Here is an 18,212-nt window from a genome sequence, read left to right on the forward strand (position 1 = left end):
AAAAGACTATTCTTAAAGATCGCAATAAAAGGAGAACAACAATATGGCATTAGTAAATGAACATTTCCTGAAGTTGGCAAGCAATTATCTTTTTGCCGACATCGCAAAGAAGGTGAAAGCCTACAAGATTGCTCACCCTAAGCAGCAAGTTATCAGCTTAGGTATCGGTGACGTAACCCAACCTCTCTGCCCTGCCGTCATCAAGGCAATGCACAAGGCGGTGGATGAGATGGCAGTACAGGCGTCTTTCAGAGGTTATGGACCGGAAAGAGGTTATGATTTCCTCCGTGAGGCCATTATCAAGAACGATTTCTTACCTCGTGGCATTCATCTCGACGTAAATGAGGTTTTCGTAAACGATGGAGCCAAAAGCGATACCGGAAATATACAGGAGATTTTGAGATGGGATAACAACATCGGTGTGACAGACCCGATTTACCCTGTATATATCGACTCTAATGTGATGATAGGCAGAGCAGGAGTATTCGAGAATGGCAGATGGAGTAACGTAACTTACATGCCTTGCAACGACGGAAATGATTTCACTCCACAAATACCGGATCATCGTGTAGATATGATTTATCTCTGTTATCCGAACAACCCTACAGGAACCGTCATCACGAAAGATGAACTCCGCAAGTGGGTAAACTACGCCATCAAGAATGAAAGCATCATCCTCTATGACGCTGCCTACGAAGCATATATTACAGATCCGGAGATTCCTCATTCTATCTACGAAATACGTGGAGCAAGAAAGGTAGCTATTGAATTCCACAGCTATTCGAAGACTGCAGGTTTCACAGGAGTGCGTTGTGGTTACACCATCGTACCAAAAGACCTGAAAGCCAAAACACTATCTGGAGAGGAAGTGGCATTGAATCCTATCTGGGACCGTCGCCAATGTACCAAGTTCAATGGTACCAGCTACATCTCACAACGAGCTGCTGAAGCTATCTACACCCCAGAGGGCAAAGAGCAGGTAAAGGCTACCATCAACTACTATATGGAGAATGCTCACTATATGAGAGAGAAACTTCAGGAACTCGGATTGAAAGTTTATGGTGGTGAAAATGCACCTTATCTCTGGGTAAAGACTCCTAACGATACACCAAGTTGGAAATTCTTCGAGGAAATGCTCTATGGTGCCAGCGTAGTCTGCACACCAGGTGTAGGTTTCGGTCCTTCAGGTGAAGGTTACATCCGACTTACTGCCTTCGGCGAGCATGAGGATTGCAAGGAAGCCATGGAGAGAATAGCAAAGTGGCTGGGAAAATAAACATTCCAACAGATAAAAAATTGAATATCAGAAATTTTAAATTATATAAGGTATGAGCAACTTAAGATTTGAAGCTGTTTCAGAGGCTTCCAAGAGAAAGCCTGTTGAGGTAACCGCTCCGAGTGAGCGACCAAGTGAATTCTTCGGAAAGAAGGTATTCAACCGACAGAAGATGTACAAGTATCTCCCTGCAGATGTCTATGAGAAACTGGTAGATGTCATCGACAACGGAGCTCGTCTCGACCGTAACATCGCCAACGCCGTAGCCAAAGGCATCAAGCAGTGGGCTGACGAGAATGGCGTAACCCACTACACCCACTGGTTCCAGCCATTGACAGAAGGTACTGCCGAGAAGCACGATGCCTTCATCGAGCACGATGGCAAGGGTGGTATGATCGAGGAATTTTCAGGCAAGTTGCTCGTTCAGCAGGAGCCTGATGCATCATCTTTCCCATCTGGCGGTATCCGCTCTACTTTTGAGGCTCGCGGTTATTCTGCATGGGATCCAACATCTCCTGTATTTATCATCGACGATACACTCTGTATCCCTACCGTCTTCATCTCTTATACAGGTGAGGCTCTCGACTATAAAGCTCCATTGCTCCGTTCATTGCACGCTGTAAACGTAGCAGCAACAGAGGTTTGCCACTACTTCAACCCTGATGTCAAGAAAGTTATTTCCAATCTCGGTTGGGAGCAGGAGTACTTCCTGGTAGATGAAAGCTTGTATGCTGCACGTCCTGACCTGATGCTGACTGGTCGCACCCTGATGGGGCACGATTCTGCCAAGAACCAGCAGATGGACGACCACTACTTCGGCGCCATCCCAGAGCGTGTTCAGGCTTTCATGAAGGATTTGGAAATCCAGGCTCTTGAGCTCGGTATTCCTTGCAAGACCCGTCACAACGAGGTAGCACCAAACCAGTTTGAGTTGGCACCTATCTTCGAGGAGACCAACCTTGCCGTTGACCACAACATGCTCTTGATGAGCTTGATGAAGAAGGTAGCTCGCCATCACGGTTTCCGCGTACTTCTCCATGAGAAGCCATTCGCAGGCATCAACGGTTCTGGTAAGCACAACAACTGGAGTCTCGCTACTGATACCGGCATCCTGCTCCATGGTCCAGGCAAGACACCAGAGGATAACCTCCGTTTCGTAGTCTTCATCACAGAGACTTTGATGGGTGTATATAAGCACAATGGTTTGCTCAAGGCTTCTATCATGAGCGCTACCAATGCACATCGTCTGGGCGCCAACGAGGCACCTCCAGCAATCATCTCTTCATTCCTCGGCAAGCAGTTGACCGACCTTCTCGAGCACATTGAGAAAGCCGACAAGAAGGATCTCTTCACCGTGGCTGGCAAGCAGGGCATGAAGTTGGATATCCCTGAGATTCCTGAGTTGATGATTGATAACACCGACCGTAACCGTACATCTCCATTTGCCTTCACCGGTAACCGTTTCGAGTTCCGTGCAGTAGGTTCTGAGGCTAACTGTGCATCAGCGATGATCGTATTGAACACAGCCGTAGCCGAGGCTTTGACCGACTTCAAGAAGCGTGTGGATGAGTTGATTGCCAAGGGTGAGGACAAGACTTCTGCCATCATCGATATCGTTCGTCAGGATTTGAAGACCTGCAAGCCTATCCGTTTCGATGGTAATGGTTACTCAGATGAGTGGGTAGAGGAAGCTGCTAAGCGTGGTTTGGACTGCGAGAAGAGTTGTCCAAAGATCTTCGAGCGTTATCTCGACCCTGCATCTATCAAGATGTTCGAGGATATGGGTGTCATGAAGAAGAACGAGTTGGAAGCCCGTAACGAGGTGAAATGGGAGACCTACACCAAGAAGATTCAGATTGAGGCTCGTGTAATGGGCGACTTGAGCATGAACCACATCATCCCAGTGGCTACTCACTATCAGAGTCAGTTGGCCAAGAATGTGGAGAACATGATTGACATCTTCGGTGACGAGGAAGGCAAGAAGTTGACTGCCCGCAACATCAATATCATCAAGAAGATTGCCGAGCGCACTCAGATTATCGAGACCGGTGTTGAGGAGTTGGTTAATGCCCGCAAGGTAGCCAACAAGATTGAGAACGAGCACGACAAGGCTATTGCTTATCATGACACAGTAGCTCCAAAGATGGAGGAGATCCGTTATCAGATTGACAAGTTGGAGTTGGCAGTAGCCGATGAGCTTTGGACATTGCCTAAGTATCGTGAACTCTTGTTCATCCGCTAATCAGCAATGTTTTCAAAATAGATAAGACATATTTCTGACAAATAAAAAAACAAGCTCTAACAAGAGCTACTCTTCATCAGATATAATAATTGAACGATCAATCTATTTCTTTTATTGGTTGTTTAAGTTTGCGCGGAGTGTGGTTGTGAAATCACGCTCCGCTTTTTATTATCAGATAGTTAGATTACTTTTCTGCCTCAACAAAAAGGGCTTCTAAAAACAAAAAGTCCCCAAATAGCCCCAAAAGATACAAAGAAATCACTCCATATTGAGACTGCCATTATACCTAAGTGATTTCTTATTCACCATTCATCATAATGGTTCCCGTCTCTAAGGATAATTGTTACTAACCCACATTGGCTCAGGAGAGAACGTCCGTGGATAAGACAACCTCTCCTGAGCCCTTTTTGTCCTTTTGACTTGTCATAATCATTCATTACTATTTAAAAGTTACATACATCATTTCAAATATTTTCTATCATCACCATCATCCTCCAATACATGCATTTGCTGGATTGCTATTTGATTAAGCTTAACCAAACGTTCACCTTGTGGCATCCCTTGATCAATAAATACCGCATTGAGATTCTCCATATTGGAAAGACAAATCAACTCGTTGACAGTTGCGTAATCACGTATATTACCCTTCTTTTCTGGGTTCAAATCTCGCCACTGCTTCGCTGTCATACCAAACATTGCCACATTCAGAACATCAGCCTCATTTGCATAAATCAGAGAAGCTTGCGCAGGCGTAATTTCAGCAGGAATCAAGTTATGCTTTATCGCATCAGTATGAATGCGATAGTTGATTTTAGAAAGTTCACGCTTAGCAGACCAACCCAATTGAGCTTGTTCCTCTGCTTTTAAGCGTTGGAACTCCTTGACCATATAGATTTTAAACTCAGGACTTATCCACATCGCAAACTCAAATGCAATATCTTTATGAGCATAAGTTCCACCATATCGACCAGCTTTAGATTGAAGAGATATTGCATTAGTACGCTGTACAAAATCCTTAACACTTATTTTAAAGCGATTCAATCCCGCTTGATTTCTAATTATGGCGAATTCGCCATAATTAAAATTCGGATTGTATATCTTCTCCCAAATTCCAATATATTCCAATGTATTTCTATTACGTAACCAATCTGTTACAAAAAACTCACCATCTTTTGCTTTCATCATATCTGTTAGACAGATATAGTCCTCACCATTTAGGTTCAAAACAGAAACTTCTGTTGTATTTACTATAATTTTTGCCATATTTTGTCAATATTTGGTTTGTGCTTACAAAATTAATAAAAAAACTCAAACTTACAACACTTTTGCAACAAATTTACAACAGAAACCTGCAAAATAAACCAAGCATACCACAACTATGCTATTTTTCATCTGCCACATTAACATTTCAGGAAAAATCTTTCTTTTTTCCATATAATGTGAGTACTTTTGCAGAAGATTTACAGGAAGAATCGTCAAATACTGATTAGGACAAATCGTCAAGCATAATAAAGAGAGAAAGAGAGAGATGGGAAAAAGAAGAATCGCTTTATATCACGCTTTCCATACTTCGCTGCCAATCATGGCTGGATATGGATTTCTGGGACTGACTTATGGCATCTATATGCATGAGTTAGGCTTCAACTTCCTGTATCCTATGCTGCTCGCCCTCATGGTTTATGCCGGCAGCGCAGAGTTCTTGCTTGGCAACATGCTGCTGGGCAGTTTCCATCCCCTGCAAGCCTTCTTGATGGTATTGATGGTGAATGCACGACATCTATTCTACGGACTTTCGATGCTTGTAGAATACAAGGGATTGGGATGGAAGAAGTTCTTCCTTATCTTCGGTATGTCGGACGAGACTTTTGCCCTGACAAGTGCTTCCAAGATTCCGGAAGGAACAGATAAAGGATGGTACCTGCTCTGGATAACCTGGCTCGATGAAACCTATTGGGTTATTGGGGCAACGCTGGGCGGCCTCATCGGTCCGTTTCTCACCTTCGACCTCAAAGGATTGGACTTTGTGCTGACCGCCATGTTTACGGCTATCTTCGCCGACAACTGGCTTCGGGAAAAAGACCATACCAGCAGTATTTCCGGACTGATTATCTCGGGGCTGTGCCTTACGATATTCAGTGCCGACCACTTCATCATCCCAAGCATGGTTATCATCCTTATATTTCTCACCCTCAAAAAAAGAAAAGTATGACTCTTCTCCAACAAATCATCATGGTTTCAGCAGGCGTAGCCGCCACCATGCTTACCCGTTTTATCCCTTTCATCGCCTTCCGGCCGGGGAAACCTACACCTAAGTACATTCTGTATTTAGGAAAGGTACTGCCAGCCTCGGTCTTTGCCCTGCTGGTGGTTTACTGTCTTCGCCACATCCATTCCTTCTCTGCAGATTCCTTGGCGCAGGTGGCAGCCGTAGCCTTCACCATCCTCATCCACGTATGGAAAAGGAATATGACGTGGTCAATAGCAGCAGGCACCCTTTGCTATATGCTGCTCATCAGAATTCTACACTTTTAATCCCGATAAAGCCATCACACACTTATATCACTTAAATACATTTTTCCAAGGTAAAAACAGCCAATTTTATACATTTTTCCAACCCATTTTCAGGCCATTTCTTACACTTTTCCAACTTTTTGATGATATAATTAATCAGAAAAGCCTCTCTGCAAGAGTATGCAGAAAGGCTCAACATTTTATAGGAACATTACAATACTTCTAATTCATTTCTCTTCATAATGAGGGGATAACGTTCTGGATGTTTCAAACTATCAATTTCCAAATCCACATCAAGTTTGGGCCATTCTATAGCATTTTTACCACTCATTCTTACCTCAAGGGCATCAGAGATGCATGCATGTTTCATCCAAGGTATCCTATTATAAGATATAAAATAATCATTACCTTTTACAGAAAGCATAATGCCCTTATCATTAATCATCAAGACGCTTACCTGTGTGTCTTGCGAATTTGATTTTAAAATCGTCTCCATATTCTTTAAACTTTGGACTCATAATTATCTTTCTTTTAAGATATTCTCACTTCCGTCAGCAAAGATAAATAAATAATCTGATAGTACAATCATTTATTAAGATATTTAAACCTTTTTATACGGCTGGCACCCTTTGCTATATACTCCTCACCAGATTCTGATTACACACATTTTTCCATCAGCACAAAGGTGATGAAACCCAGGAGAAGGGCATAGGTGGCTTGCTTCTGAAAACCATGGGCATGGGTTTCAGGAATCATCTCATCGCTCGTTACATAAAGCATGGCACCACCGGCAAAACCCAGCATCACGGGGAGGAAGGTGGAAGAGGCTGAACCCAAACCAAAACCCAACAGGATGCCTGCCACTTCGAGCAGGGCGATGAAAATGGAGATAAAGAAGGTACGGGCTGCAGAAACACCAGCCATCATCAAAGGAGCGATGATGACCATTCCCTCGGGGATATTCTGCAGGGCGATGCCGAAGGAAACACCCCACTCCGTTGCACCTTCTGCTGAACAGACACTCACTCCAGCCGCCATGCCCTCGGGCAGTTTGTGCAGGGCGATTGCCATCACAAAAAGCATCACATGACTGAGCCTGGCATTGTTGCGATGCTCCTCGGGATCGAGTCCGGTGATGTGATGAAGATGAGGAGTAACCAGGTCGAGCACGTTTAGGAATAAGGCTCCAGCCATCACGCCGATCACCACTAACCACCATAGACTGGTCTGTTCGAAGGCTGGCACTATCAGTCCCAGCGTGGAAGCCGCCAGCATGATTCCGGCACAATATCCCAACACAGCATCGTTCCATTTATGGGGCAATTCCTTGACGAAGAATCCCAGAATGGCACCAATAATGGTGGCACCGCAAAGTCCGGCAGCACTAATCAATACGTTTGTCATAATCCATAAAATATATCGAAGTTATCCAGTAAAGTATGTGAAGATTCAGACACATCATAGAAGAAAAAATGCATGGACAACCCTCACGGTCATCCATGCCCATCTATTTCGTATCTGATCTATTCTATTTTTTATAAAATGTGTATGTCATGGTGAAATTGGTTTTCTCCAATTTCGCATAATCGCACCTATTTCAACTTTTTATAACCGTAAGATGCGTTATTGCCCAACTGCTCTTCAATGCGGATAAGCTGGTTGTACTTAGCCATACGGTCGGTACGGCTCATAGAACCCGTCTTAATCTGACCAGAGTTAGTTGCTACGGCAATATCAGCAATTGTAGTATCCTCGGTTTCACCAGAACGATGGGAAGTAACGGTGGTGTAACCATGGCGATGAGCCATCTCGATAGCATCCAGTGTCTCGGTGAGAGAACCAATCTGGTTTACCTTGATGAGGATAGAGTTAGCAGCACCCATCTTGATACCCTTTTCCAGGAACTTCACGTTGGTAACAAAGAGGTCGTCACCTACCAACTGGCAACGGTCGCCGATGGCAGCAGTCAACTTCACCCAGTTGTCCCAATCGTTCTCATCCAAACCATCCTCAATAGAATCGATAGGATATTTGGTAATCAGTTCTTCCAGGAACTTGATCTGCTCGGCAGCAGTCAGTTTCTTGCCATTAGGATCCTTCTTCTTACCATCCTTCAACTGGCGGTAATCGTAGAACCACTCACCATTCTCCTGAACGGCAAACTCGCTGGCAGCACAGTCCATGGCAATCTTCACGTCCTTACCTGGCTCATAACCGGCATCCTTGATAGCCTGACAGATACTGTCGAGCGCATCCTCGATACCATCGAGTGCAGGAGCAAAACCGCCCTCATCACCTACGGCAGTAGAAAGTCCGCGGCTCTTCAGGAGCTTAGCCAAAGCATGGAACACCTCAGCACCCATACGGATGGCTTCCTTCTCGGAAGGAGCCCCCACAGGACGGATCATGAACTCCTGGAAGGCGATAGGCGCATCAGAGTGAGCACCACCATTGATGATGTTCATCATAGGAACAGGAAGGGTGTAAGTATTGCAACCGCCAATGTAGCGATACAATGGGATGTGGAGATACTCTGCAGCAGCATGAGCCACAGCCAGAGAAACACCGAGGATGGCATTGGCACCCAGATTAGACTTGGTCTTGGTACCGTCGAGTTCCAACATCTTATAATCGATGGCACGCTGCTCCAAGGCAGAAAAACCTACCAAAGCCGGAGCAATCACCTGATTCACATTCTCCACGGCCTTCAAGACGCCCTTGCCGCCATAGCGGTTCTTGTCACCATCACGAAGTTCCAAAGCCTCGTTCTCGCCAGTGGATGCACCAGAAGGAACCGATGCACGACCTACGACACCTGACTTCAAAGAAACTTCAACCTCTACTGTAGGATTGCCACGAGAATCCAAGATTTCTCTTGCATGAACATTTTCGATAATCATAATACTATATACTTTTAATTACATTAAACATTTTTTCCGAGTGCAAATTTAGATATTATCTGATAAACCACCAAATTTCGGGCATCATCAAAACTAGGTATTTGCCAAGAAATACCTACTTATAAGTATGCAGTAAATCACCATTTATCACTTCCCCATCACTTTCCCGATAATCTCCTCGAAATCTTTCTTCTGCATGGCACCCATCTGCATGGTGGGATTGCCCTTCAGCGGGATGAAGAGGAAGGTAGGAATGCTGCGGATGCCAAAGACGGAAGCCAACTCGGGTTCCTGATCGATATCCACCTTGTAGAAATCTATCTTGCCGGCATATTTCCCGGCAAGAGATTCTACCATGGGAGCCATCATCTTACAAGGTCCACACCAAGTGGTGTAGAAATCAATGATGGCAGGACGGGAGCCTGCAAACACCCACTCATCGGGATGAGACTCGTAATCCATGATTTTCTTCTTGAAGTCAGAAGCGGTGAGCACATTCACCTTTCCCAAAACGACAGTTTTCTCCTTTTGTGCCACCGGCGCCTTATTTGACGCCTTCTTCGTACAGCCCACAAAACAAATAGGAAGAGCTATAAAAAACAGCAAAAACGCCTGCTTGAAACTGGTATGAATATTCATCATAAGCAATTTATTGTTTAAGTCTATTATACTTTATTATTATACTCTATCTATTTTTCTTATGCAAAGATAATGCAAACGAGCGCAATGAAAACTTGTTTTCAAATTGCCGAGTGCAGCTTATCTTATGCAAAGATAAGCAAAAAAATGAAAGATTTCTCTCTTTTTAATCATTTTTATATTCTAATCCTAAACAGACAAGAAAGATATGTTAAATCTTCTTTACAAATCATACAACCAATTGCTTTTTTCCGTATCTTTAGACCATTAAAATAATGTCTAACCTTTTAAAACCGAATGTCATGAAAATAGGTATTCCAAAAGAAATCAAGAATAATGAGAACCGCGTGGGAATGACCCCTGCTGGAGTAGCTGAGTTCATTCTTCATGGTCATGAAGTAGTAGTACAACACACTGCTGGCGAAAACAGCGGTTTTGCTGATGAAGAGTATATAAAGGTTGGAGCAAAAATCCTTCCCGACATTCAGAGTGTTTACCGAGAAGCAGAAATGATAGTCAAGGTAAAGGAACCAATTGCTGAGGAATATCCCCTCATCCACAAAGACCAGCTGGTATTTACCTACTTCCATTTCGCCTGCGACAGAGCTCTTACCGACGCTATGATCAAGAGCGGTGCCGTATGTCTTGCCTATGAAACCGTGGAAACTGATGACCATCATCTGCCTCTGCTCATTCCGATGAGCGAAGTAGCTGGAAGAATGGCCACCATCAATGGCGCATACTACCTGCAGAAAAACAAGGGAGGAAAAGGCAAACTCATAAGCGGAGTGCCTGGAGTAAACCGTACCAAAGTTCTAATACTGGGCGGTGGAACCGTAGGAGAGGCTGCTGCAAGAATGGCTGCCGGACTGGGAGCTGACGTATGGATTACAGATATCAGTCTGCCTCGTCTTCGCCAACTGGAGATGGAACTACCTATCAATGTACATACACTCTACTCCAATGAGCACAATATTCGAAAGGCATTGCCTGATGTTGATCTTGTGGTGGGCAGCGTACTTGTTCCAGGTGATAAAGCCCCTCATCTTATCACGAAGGACATGTTGAAATTGATGGAACCTGGCACCGTACTTGTGGATGTAGCTATTGACCAAGGTGGTTGCTTCGAAACATCCCATCCTACCACCCATTCCGATCCTATCTACATAATAGATGGCATCGTACATTACGCCGTAGCCAACATTCCTGGAGCCGTACCTCATACTTCTACTACAGCTTTGACCAATGCCACGTTGAAGTACGCCATAGCTCTTGCCGACAAGGGATGGAAACAGGCTTGCAAAGACAACAAGGCTCTGTATCGGGGACTGAACATCGTAAATGGGAAGATTGTCTTCAAGGCAATAGCCGATGTTTTCGGATTGGAGTACGAAGAAATAGCTCTATAATCCCTCCACAACAGAAAAAATCATTTTCTGCTTGAATATTTAAAATAAAAGACTCATCGTTGGGGAAAAATTGATTCCCTGCGATGAGTCTTTATTTTAGATAATCCGCCAAAGCATTAATCCTTCAATGAATAAGTAACAGTAGTTACTACTCTTACCTTTTTAATATAAGGAGTATTGGAATCGCGGTTTTCAATAGAGAACTGTCCCTGATCCGCATTCATAATCTTGTCTATCTTGCTCTTACTGTTTTTAGCAAACTGCTCTGCGGTTTGCTCAGCATTTGCTATCGCCTCCTCCATCATCTTTGGTTTCATCTTGCGAAAAGCCACATATTCGTACTTTACAGGATTATCGTATCCTCCATCTACAACGGCGATACCTTTCTGGAGCAATTCTCCCTGCCGGGCAATAAGGCTCCTGATGAGTTTCACATTGTTGGAAGTGACTGTGATGATGGAAGTAATATTATAGCGATAAGGCTGACGATTATCTCCATAGCGCTCAGCATTAAGATCGATGACCACCGGAGCATTCACGCTGATTTCGCTCTCCTTCACTCCATTTGCGAGCAAGAACTGTCGGATGGTACTTGTCGTATGATTGATGGTCTGATAAAGATTAGGCAAATCATTACCTATTTCCTTCGAGAAGATAGGCCATGTCACCTTGTCGGCCTCCACCTCCTTTTCCGATAAGCCCTTTACCACAACCTTCCGATCCTTACCCGCCAAGCCTTCCAAACCTGACTTGATACAATATCCAAGTGCAATGATGCCTATAGCTAAAATTGCCGCTTGCTTGATGCCTGTACTGATATTCATAATCATTCCTCCATATTGTTTAGTTGTGAATCATTTCTTCATGTTGTTAGTTGCCAACAGTTCCGTCTTATTGTTAGTTTTTTCTGCGAATTTAATAAAAAAAACTATACGTTCGATAGAAAGGGATAATATTTAAGACAGATTAACGCAAGCCAGTTAACAATCATTAGTATTCAACTAATACTTCTGTTAATAATTAGTTAAATATCAGCATCTTACAAAAAAAATAACTCTAAAAAATTGAAAGTTAGAAAAAAAACAGTATCTTTGCATTAGTTTTCGCATATATTTGGGCAAATGGGGGTTGTCGTGAGATTGTACCCCATTTGTTTTTTTGTTTTTATAAGACTATATGTTAAAACGGCAAACAAAAAAATGAACATTTCATTTTAATTCCCTAAGGGAAACAACGGAGCGATTTGAAAGGAAATCAATTGAGGGATAGGAAAGAAATCAATTGAGGGATAGATAAGGAAACTATCAAGGATATCAATAAACTCCATTTATAAAACAGAATAAACAAAATGAAGATACTTCCAGAAGAGCAATATAAATATGTAAAGCTTTTACTTCCAGATGGAAGCAAAGCTGAAGGGCATGAAGTTTTGCTGCACGCCTGTTGCGCCCCATGTTCATCTGCCATTGTAGAATGTATGTTGCGCAATGGTATGAAACCAACTGTCTTTTTTTCTAATAGCAATATCTACCCATTTCAAGAATATGAAACCCGCAAGCAGGAAATCATCCGTTTTCTTGCCCGACAGGGAGTTCCGTACATTGAAGACGAATATGACCATGACGAATGGAGAAAAGCCGTCACTGGGCTTGAAAATGAACCAGAACGCGGTTCAAGATGCTCCGTATGCTTTCAATTTCGCCTAAAAAGAGCAGCTGCCTACGCTCAAACGCACGGAATACATCTACTGACAACAACTCTGGCTTCATCGCGCTGGAAGAATATCAGACAGATAGATATGGCTGGACATATTGCCGTAGAAGACTGCCCTGATGTGGAATGGTGGGAACAAAACTGGCGAAAAGGAGGACTTCAGATGAGACGCAATGAACTCCTCCATATCTACGATTTCTATAACCAGCTTTATTGCGGTTGCGAATTCAGTCTTGCTTCCTCCAGCGCAATGAACAAAGAAACGGATCATCGAGAGAAAGAATAAAAAAGGAGAAAGGGAGGAAAGAAGCGAAGGAAAGGAAAAACATAACTATAATAAAAATGCCCGGTTTTAGAAACTGGGCATTTTTATTATAGTTATGTTTTCAAGATTTTTTTTAGTAAAGTTCTTCTGCACAAAAAATCATGTTCAACTTGTTTCACAAGAAGCCTATTCTTGAGAGAAAAGACCTTTTTTGAGTTTCTTCTTGAGAAAACGATTTCTTAAGAGAAATTCCGGCTAATTAAGACAAGCCGGTAATTTCACCATTAACAACATCAATACGTTCAGCCTGAGGACTCTTTGGCAAACCAGGCATACGCATGATAGGACCTGCAATGACAACGATCATCTCAGCACCCATATTAACTGTAATATCGCGTACATGCAATTCAAAGCCATCTGTAGGACCATAGGCCTTCGCATCAGTAGAGAAGCTATACTGTGTCTTAGCGATACAAACAGGGAATTTCTCTGCACCCAACTTCTTGATTTCATCTATCATAGTCTTGGCAGAATCACTCAAGGTTACACTACCTGCTCCATAAAGATTGAAAGCAACAGACTCGATTTTCTTCTCCACAGATTCATCATCACCATAAGCCAGATAAAGAGGCGAAGAAGGACGCTCATCAATAGTCTTCACTACCAATTCCGCCAATTCCACAGCTCCCTTTCCACCTTCAGCAAAGGCACTGTTGACGGCAAAACCGCAACCCATTTCTTCACAATGCTTACGAAGCACCTCAATCTCCTCGTCTGTATCAGTAGCAAACTTATTGAAGGCAATGACAACTGTCTGACCGAAACTCTGCAAGTTTCTGACATGCTTATCAAGATTCCAATAACCATTCTCCATACCAGCGATATTTGGTTCCTTGATATCTTCCAGAGCCACTCCACCATGCATCTTCAGCGCCTGAAGAGTAACAACCAGCACAGTCAGGTCTGGCTGCAATCCAGTTTTACGGCATTTGATATCATAGAACTTCTCTGCACCCAGATCAGCACCGAATCCAGCCTCAGTAATAGCATAGTCGCCGTATTCAAGAGCAGCGGCTGTAGCCATTACAGAATTACATCCGTGGGCAATATTGGCAAAAGGACCACAGTGTACGAAAGCAGGCGTTCCCTCAGTAGTCTGTACGAGATTTGGCTTCAACGCATCCAGCAACAATGCCACGATACTACCACCTACTCCCATATCTTTCACTGTGAAAGGCTTGTCGTCCTCAGTAATACCAAGCAGGATATTGTCGATGCGGCGGCGGAGATCATCGATACTTGTGGCAAAACACATGATGGCCATAATCTCAGAAGCAGGAGTAATATCAAAGCCTGTTTCAGTCTCAATGCCATTCTTATCGCCAAGACCGGTGATGATGCGGCGCAAACCACGATCATTTACATCCATCACGCGGCGCCAGAGAATCTTCTTGAGCTTGAATCCTTCAGCCTCGTGCTGATAACGGTAGTTGTCGAGAAGGGCAGCAATCATATTGTTGGCTTCAGTAATAGCATGGAAATCGCCTGTAAAATGGAGATTGATTTTATCCATAGGAAGCACCTGAGCATAGCCACCGCCAGCAGCTCCACCCTTCATACCAAAACAAGGACCCAGCGAAGGTTCTCTGAGAGCCACCACAGCATTCTTGCCAATCTTCTGCATACCAAGTGCCAGACCCACGCTCACCGTAGTCTTACCATTGCCTGCCTTGGTTGGACTGATAGCAGTAACAAGGATAAGATGATGACCGGCAAACTTCTCTTTGTCAATAGCCCCGGTAGTCACCTTAGCAATATATCTACCATAATTTTCGATTTGGTCCTCATGAAGACCCAGTTCTGCTGCCACGTCGTTGATAGGACGCAACTTTACTGATTTTGCAATTTCAATATCCGATAACATTATCTTTATAAAAAGTTATATTATATGTTAGAAAGTTCTGATTGCCTGATGGCACGAGTTTAGCCAACATTCGATTACTTGATGGCGCCAATGATTTCATGTACCGAAGTACAACCATGCTGGTCGAGCCAGTCATTGATTCCGTCTTTCACCTTCTTGGTCACAGCTGGGTCAACGAAGTTAGCCGTACCGATTTCGATGGCAGTAGCTCCACACATCAGGAATTCGATAGCATCCTTGGCAGTAGAGATTCCTCCCAGTCCCACTACAGGAATTTTCACAGCATGAGCCACATCATAAACCATACGCAGAGCCACAGGCTTGACACATGGTCCGCTCAGTCCACCCGTACGGATGCTCAACAGTGGCTGTCGCTTTTCAATATCTACCGCCATTCCCATCAATGTATTGATGAGAGAAACAGAATCTGCACCCTCAGCCTCACAAGCTCTTGCGATATCAGCAATATTGGTAACATTAGGCGAGAGCTTTACGATGAGGGTCTTGTGATAAACCTGGCGCACAGCCTTCACCACGCTGGAAGCCCCCTCGCAAGTCACTCCGAAAGCCATTCCCCCATCCTTCACATTAGGACAAGAGATGTTGAGTTCAATAGCAGGAATCTTATCCAGTTCATTGATACGAGCAGCACAGGCAGCATAACTCTCAGGAGAATGCCCCGAAACATTGACAATCATATTTGTGTCAATGTCCTTAATCTGCGGATAGATGTTTTTGCAGAAATAATCCACACCTTTGTTCTGCAGTCCCACACAATTGAGCATGCCCTGTGGAGTTTCAGCCATACGAGGATAATCATTACCCTCACGCGATTCCAAAGTAGTACCTTTCACGATAATACCACCGATTTCTTCCAATGGTACGAAATCGGCAAATTCCAGACCATATCCGAATGTGCCGGAAGCTGTCATTACCGGGTTCTTCAACTTCAGATTATGTATATTTACATTTAATGATGCCATAACAATAATAATATATTACATTTGCGTTCTGATTTTCTTCAAACGCTCGGTTGATTTAATTTACAAATTCCAAAGAAGTTTCTTAGTATTGAAAACCGGTCCTTCCTTGCAGACGCAAAGATTTCCCTTGGTAGTTTTCTCCACACAGCAGAGACAAGCGCCCAGACCGCAGGCCATCATGTTCTCCAGTGAAACCTCGCACTCCACGTTGGCCTTCTGCGCATACTTAGCCACGCTCACCATCATCGGCTTAGGACCACAGGAAGAAATCATATCGAAGCTCTCATGCTGCAAAACAGAATGGTTGGTTACAAATCCCTGTTCGCCAGCACTGCCATCCTCGGTAGTAATACATACTCTTCCGATTTTAGCAAATTCATCAAGTTCGAGCAGATCCGTTGCCTTTCTTGCACCGAGGAGGAAGATAGGTTCAGCCCCCATATCCTTGATGCATTTTCCGAAATAGAGCAAAGGAGCCACACCAACACCACCACCCACAAGAAGGAATTTCTGTCCGGCTTCTGCAGGCATGGAAAATCCATTGCCCAATGGAAGCACACAGTTGAGATAATCGCCAGCCTGGAGATTACCCAACTGACGAGTACCATTACCAATCATGGCTACGAGCAACCAAAGTTCATTTCTGTCACGATCTACAAAATTGATGGAGATAGGTCGGCGCAACATAGTATTAGGTTCATGCTCCACCTTGACTTCTACAAATTGTCCAGGACACATTTCAGGAAGTGGCTTATCATCGGTAAGCTTAATCAAAACATGCTTGTCACTCAATGATTCCACTGAAACTACTTTAAGATCTATAATGTACTTTTTCATCACTACGATTTAATATGTTTCTTGTTCGACTACTTTTGGCTGCATTCAGCCTATATGATTTACTTACTGCCCAGCATGATTTTCCATCGTCCCGGATGGGGTTACCGGGCAAAAATCAGAAGCATGATGCAAAGGTAATGCAATTTTTCGACAATACAAAAGAAAATACACATATTTTATTTTTATAGAGGAAAAAGATGCAGAATCACACCCTGAGGAATGATTCTGCATCTTTTTTAAAAGAACGAAATATTCAATTCTGAAGAATGATGAAGGACATCATGAATGCCTCTTCACGGAAATACAAGCCATCGTCAAGACGTCATTCTGACCATCATATGATATTTCATTCAGCCCCCATCAGGGTGCAATTCTGACAATGATTCAAACGTCATTTCTGATCTTAGCCAGATTTTAATCATACCATTGTCGGCGTCTATACAACCGATATAGAGACTATGATTTCGACATTATTTTGCCTTCAATGCAAAACGATATTGCGACTACTTTTTGGGAACAAATGTCTCCCAGGTCTGATCATCATAGAAAATACGAATTTCGGTAATTTTTCGCTGAGGCTTGTCAATATATTTCACGTTCTCGTGAGGCTGATTTTTTGGTGTACGATTTACACCGGGCATATTAGGCTGATCAAAAAGCGAGCCTTGATGCATCTGTGAAGAGGCTGCTGAAGACTCATTGGAAGATGAAGCACGAGAAGAAGCTTCAGCGGCAGACAGAGATGCATCGTCATCAAAGTCAAAAGCCAGTCCACCGATGGCAGGAGAAGAATCTGGCGAACTTGAAGATGGAGTAGAGGAAGCATCATTCTGATTCTCATTTTCTATATACATAGGAGGAGTTCCATAGAGCAACCATTCGAGTCTTACCTGAGGAAACTTTTTGTGAATGGCGTCTATGTGATTGAGCGTCGGTTTTGTACGATCATTAAAAATACTGCTCAGCGAAGCCTCACCAATTCCCGTAAGCTGCGAGAAACTTTTCTGGGTGAGATGCTGATCTTCCATGATAAGTCTGATTCTATCTTTCATATCTTTAACTTGTAGAAATTTACATTTATTAAGTTTTCTAAAGACCCACCAGAAGCCCCCTAAAAGCCATCTGTGGAATATGCAATTTCGGAACAATGGGTCTCATAGGGCTAAAAAAGCCCTCTTTTCTTAGACTTTACAAAGATAAAACTTTTTTTTGGAATAAAAGAAAAATCTAAAGATTATTTGCATTTTTAAACTTTAGATTTCAACATTTATATTTATAAAAGTAATCTATAAAAGTCGGTTTTATGGTTTATATTTATAAATCTACATTTATAATTCTATCTATTTTACAAAGAATTAGTTTAATAAATCTATATAATCTACTGGGTTATCCATGTTTAGAACCTAATAATATCGTAGTTTTATGCGATTTATGCAAAGTTTAAGATTCATGCAATGAATTTCACCCTTTTTATTTCTAACTAAAAAAGTTAAAACACTGGTTTTCAGTTACT

At 43.1% G+C, this 18,212-nt stretch carries 16 protein-coding genes; 6 read left to right on the forward strand and 10 right to left on the reverse strand.

Annotated features, from left to right (window positions below; all coding sequences use genetic code 11):
• The first annotated feature begins 43 nt into the window (after nucleotides 1-43).
• Nucleotides 44-1,276 (forward strand): LL-diaminopimelate aminotransferase, encoded by a 1,233-nt coding sequence (locus DW917_RS02960; RefSeq protein WP_118116348.1) that lies wholly within the window; start codon nucleotides 44-46, stop codon nucleotides 1,274-1,276.
• A gap of 52 nt (nucleotides 1,277-1,328) precedes the next feature.
• The gene (locus tag DW917_RS02965; RefSeq protein ID WP_118116350.1) at nucleotides 1,329-3,518 is read left to right on the forward strand and encodes a glutamine synthetase III; all 2,190 of its coding nucleotides are present in this window, start codon (nucleotides 1,329-1,331) and stop codon (nucleotides 3,516-3,518) included.
• A gap of 459 nt (nucleotides 3,519-3,977) precedes the next feature.
• Here the strand turns inward: DW917_RS02965 and DW917_RS02970 are convergent, their stop codons facing one another.
• The gene (locus DW917_RS02970) at nucleotides 3,978-4,781 is read right to left on the reverse strand and encodes a KilA-N domain-containing protein (protein ID WP_118116352.1); all 804 of its coding nucleotides are present in this window, start codon (nucleotides 4,779-4,781) and stop codon (nucleotides 3,978-3,980) included.
• A 265-nt stretch (nucleotides 4,782-5,046) separates the two neighbouring features.
• On the opposite strand from DW917_RS02970, the gene DW917_RS02975 reads away from it, so the two are divergent.
• The gene (locus DW917_RS02975) at nucleotides 5,047-5,727 is read left to right on the forward strand and encodes an AzlC family ABC transporter permease (RefSeq protein ID WP_118116354.1); all 681 of its coding nucleotides are present in this window, start codon (nucleotides 5,047-5,049) and stop codon (nucleotides 5,725-5,727) included.
• Nucleotides 5,724-6,050 carry a branched-chain amino acid transporter permease gene (locus DW917_RS02980; RefSeq protein ID WP_118116356.1) on the forward strand — a complete coding sequence of 109 codons (327 nt, stop codon included), beginning with the start codon at nucleotides 5,724-5,726 and terminating at the stop codon, nucleotides 6,048-6,050. Before DW917_RS02975 ends, DW917_RS02980 begins: the two co-directional genes overlap by 4 nt.
• A gap of 190 nt (nucleotides 6,051-6,240) precedes the next feature.
• Here DW917_RS02980 and DW917_RS02985 read toward each other — a convergent pair whose 3' ends face one another.
• The 4 genes from DW917_RS02985 to trxA all read right to left on the reverse strand — a co-directional run bounded on the left by DW917_RS02985 (nucleotide 6,241) and on the right by trxA (nucleotide 9,571).
• Nucleotides 6,241-6,525 carry a DUF2442 domain-containing protein gene (locus tag DW917_RS02985; protein WP_228113194.1) on the reverse strand — a complete coding sequence of 95 codons (285 nt, stop codon included), beginning with the start codon at nucleotides 6,523-6,525 and terminating at the stop codon, nucleotides 6,241-6,243.
• A 161-nt stretch (nucleotides 6,526-6,686) separates the two neighbouring features.
• Nucleotides 6,687-7,433, reverse strand: a complete 747-nt coding sequence (locus DW917_RS02990; protein ID WP_118116358.1) for a ZIP family metal transporter — start codon at nucleotides 7,431-7,433, stop codon at nucleotides 6,687-6,689.
• A gap of 188 nt (nucleotides 7,434-7,621) precedes the next feature.
• Nucleotides 7,622-8,929 carry a phosphopyruvate hydratase gene (gene eno, locus DW917_RS02995; protein WP_118116360.1) on the reverse strand — a complete coding sequence of 436 codons (1,308 nt, stop codon included), beginning with the start codon at nucleotides 8,927-8,929 and terminating at the stop codon, nucleotides 7,622-7,624.
• Nucleotides 8,930-9,076: 147 nt separating this feature from the next.
• The gene (trxA, locus tag DW917_RS03000; protein ID WP_370453507.1) at nucleotides 9,077-9,571 is read right to left on the reverse strand and encodes a thioredoxin; all 495 of its coding nucleotides are present in this window, start codon (nucleotides 9,569-9,571) and stop codon (nucleotides 9,077-9,079) included.
• A gap of 299 nt (nucleotides 9,572-9,870) precedes the next feature.
• On the opposite strand from trxA, the gene ald reads away from it, so the two are divergent.
• Nucleotides 9,871-10,977 (forward strand): alanine dehydrogenase, encoded by a 1,107-nt coding sequence (ald, locus tag DW917_RS03010; protein WP_118116362.1) that lies wholly within the window; start codon nucleotides 9,871-9,873, stop codon nucleotides 10,975-10,977.
• Between the two features lie 116 nt (nucleotides 10,978-11,093).
• Here ald and DW917_RS03015 read toward each other — a convergent pair whose 3' ends face one another.
• A complete protein-coding gene (locus DW917_RS03015; RefSeq protein ID WP_147344106.1) occupies nucleotides 11,094-11,801 on the reverse strand; it encodes an SIMPL domain-containing protein in 708 nt (235 codons plus the stop codon).
• Between the two features lie 524 nt (nucleotides 11,802-12,325).
• Here DW917_RS03015 and DW917_RS03020 point away from each other — a divergent pair.
• A complete protein-coding gene (locus tag DW917_RS03020; protein ID WP_118116366.1) occupies nucleotides 12,326-12,976 on the forward strand; it encodes an epoxyqueuosine reductase QueH in 651 nt (216 codons plus the stop codon).
• Nucleotides 12,977-13,214: 238 nt separating this feature from the next.
• Here the strand turns inward: DW917_RS03020 and DW917_RS03025 are convergent, their stop codons facing one another.
• The 4 genes from DW917_RS03025 to DW917_RS03040 all read right to left on the reverse strand — a co-directional run bounded on the left by DW917_RS03025 (nucleotide 13,215) and on the right by DW917_RS03040 (nucleotide 17,751).
• Entirely contained in the window at nucleotides 13,215-14,879 is a 1,665-nt protein-coding gene (locus DW917_RS03025; protein ID WP_118116369.1) for a formate--tetrahydrofolate ligase, read from the reverse strand.
• A 74-nt stretch (nucleotides 14,880-14,953) separates the two neighbouring features.
• Nucleotides 14,954-15,862 carry a dihydroorotate dehydrogenase gene (locus DW917_RS03030; RefSeq protein WP_118116371.1) on the reverse strand — a complete coding sequence of 303 codons (909 nt, stop codon included), beginning with the start codon at nucleotides 15,860-15,862 and terminating at the stop codon, nucleotides 14,954-14,956.
• A 60-nt stretch (nucleotides 15,863-15,922) separates the two neighbouring features.
• Nucleotides 15,923-16,699, reverse strand: a complete 777-nt coding sequence (locus DW917_RS03035; protein WP_022111071.1) for a dihydroorotate dehydrogenase electron transfer subunit — start codon at nucleotides 16,697-16,699, stop codon at nucleotides 15,923-15,925.
• Between the two features lie 503 nt (nucleotides 16,700-17,202).
• Nucleotides 17,203-17,751: a helix-turn-helix transcriptional regulator gene (locus DW917_RS03040; protein ID WP_118116373.1), complete on the reverse strand. Its 549-nt coding sequence runs from the start codon at nucleotides 17,749-17,751 to the stop codon at nucleotides 17,203-17,205.
• Between the last annotated feature and the right edge of the window lie 461 nt (nucleotides 17,752-18,212).

Origin of the sequence: Prevotella sp. AM42-24 (assembly GCF_003461825.1) — a bacterium.
Classification (GTDB): Bacteria; Bacteroidota; Bacteroidia; order Bacteroidales; family Bacteroidaceae; genus Prevotella; species Prevotella hominis.

Bases quoted from the DNA above. Each gene is read 5' to 3' on its own strand.
- DW917_RS02970 (WP_118116352.1), bottom strand. From the start codon at position 4,781: ATGGCAAAAATTATAGTAAATACAACAGAAGTTTCTGTTTTGAACCTA.
- trxA (WP_370453507.1), bottom strand. From the start codon at position 9,571: ATGATGAATATTCATACCAGTTTCAAGCAGGCGTTTTTGCTGTTTTTT.
- DW917_RS02990 (WP_118116358.1), bottom strand. From the start codon at position 7,433: ATGACAAACGTATTGATTAGTGCTGCCGGACTTTGCGGTGCCACCATT.
- DW917_RS02975 (WP_118116354.1), top strand. From the start codon at position 5,047: ATGGGAAAAAGAAGAATCGCTTTATATCACGCTTTCCATACTTCGCTG.
- DW917_RS03015 (WP_147344106.1), bottom strand. From the start codon at position 11,801: ATGAATATCAGTACAGGCATCAAGCAAGCGGCAATTTTAGCTATAGGC.
- DW917_RS02960 (WP_118116348.1), top strand. From the start codon at position 44: ATGGCATTAGTAAATGAACATTTCCTGAAGTTGGCAAGCAATTATCTT.
- DW917_RS03020 (WP_118116366.1), top strand. From the start codon at position 12,326: ATGAAGATACTTCCAGAAGAGCAATATAAATATGTAAAGCTTTTACTT.
- eno (WP_118116360.1), bottom strand. From the start codon at position 8,929: ATGATTATCGAAAATGTTCATGCAAGAGAAATCTTGGATTCTCGTGGC.
- DW917_RS03030 (WP_118116371.1), bottom strand. From the start codon at position 15,862: ATGGCATCATTAAATGTAAATATACATAATCTGAAGTTGAAGAACCCG.
- DW917_RS02985 (WP_228113194.1), bottom strand. From the start codon at position 6,525: ATGGAGACGATTTTAAAATCAAATTCGCAAGACACACAGGTAAGCGTC.
- DW917_RS03025 (WP_118116369.1), bottom strand. From the start codon at position 14,879: ATGTTATCGGATATTGAAATTGCAAAATCAGTAAAGTTGCGTCCTATC.
- DW917_RS03035 (WP_022111071.1), bottom strand. From the start codon at position 16,699: ATGAAAAAGTACATTATAGATCTTAAAGTAGTTTCAGTGGAATCATTG.
- DW917_RS03040 (WP_118116373.1), bottom strand. From the start codon at position 17,751: ATGAAAGATAGAATCAGACTTATCATGGAAGATCAGCATCTCACCCAG.
- ald (WP_118116362.1), top strand. From the start codon at position 9,871: ATGAAAATAGGTATTCCAAAAGAAATCAAGAATAATGAGAACCGCGTG.
- DW917_RS02980 (WP_118116356.1), top strand. From the start codon at position 5,724: ATGACTCTTCTCCAACAAATCATCATGGTTTCAGCAGGCGTAGCCGCC.
- DW917_RS02965 (WP_118116350.1), top strand. From the start codon at position 1,329: ATGAGCAACTTAAGATTTGAAGCTGTTTCAGAGGCTTCCAAGAGAAAG.